General features: G+C 35.9%; 1 protein-coding gene. It reads left to right on the top strand.

Features of this window, described 5'->3' with window-relative positions:
- A partial coding sequence (locus AC1DG9_RS27470; RefSeq protein WP_477635749.1) for a RagB/SusD family nutrient uptake outer membrane protein occupies positions 1-455 on the top strand: 455 nt, incomplete at its 5' end.
- Between the last annotated feature and the right edge of the window lie 349 nt (positions 456-804).

Here is an 804-nt window from a genome sequence, read left to right as displayed (position 1 = left end):
GATATACTGAGGCGGTAATGAATTATATTGAAGCCAGTATAGAGCTAGGCGATTTCGCTCCGGCTGTATTGTGGTTAAATCGTATTCGTTTCCGTTCAGGAATGCCTGCAATTGCAGGTAGTTCGAAGGAAGTTTTAACCGAAATTTATCGCCATGAGCGCAGAATTGAAATGGTATATGAAGAACAACGTTATCATGATACGCGCAGATGGATGATAGCACCTGCAACCTTGGGTAGGAAAGCGACTTACATTAAAGTGTCCGGTACTTTTAAAGCAGGTAAAACTATGTCTGAGCCTTATCATTATGATACTTCAGTTTATGATTATACATACACACCAACTGTAGAGACCGCACAGGAAAATCGCAAATGGGAAGATAAAATTTATTTCAGACCATTTAGCCGTGATGAGATCAACAGAAATAGTGAGTTGAAACAAAATCCAGGTTACTAATAACGCACTCAATATCGTGAGGGCTGTTCATCCAGAGCAGCCCTTTTTTTGATTTTATTTTGAATCGGCGCTTTTACTCTCTCTTCGTTGATTATTTCTGTAACATTAGCGGCGAGAATATAAAAATTGCTTGACCTTAATTGAAAAAAACATATTTTTATCCAGGAATCAAATAATAAAGGAAATGCAGCATGTTATAACACAATCAATAATTCAATATTGATTGTACTTTTCTATAAAGAATTTTCCGGTTACTTACGACTTCCAGGCTTAGTGCATTTTTATATGTTTAGGCCAAATTCATCATTTTTATAACATTTAAACTATCAATGGATTCATCGATCAAGAC

This window comes from Pedobacter sp. 05L430, assembly GCF_056397585.1.
The sequence above is the reverse complement of the archived record's forward strand: the minus strand, read 5'-3'. Positions and strand labels throughout refer to the sequence as shown.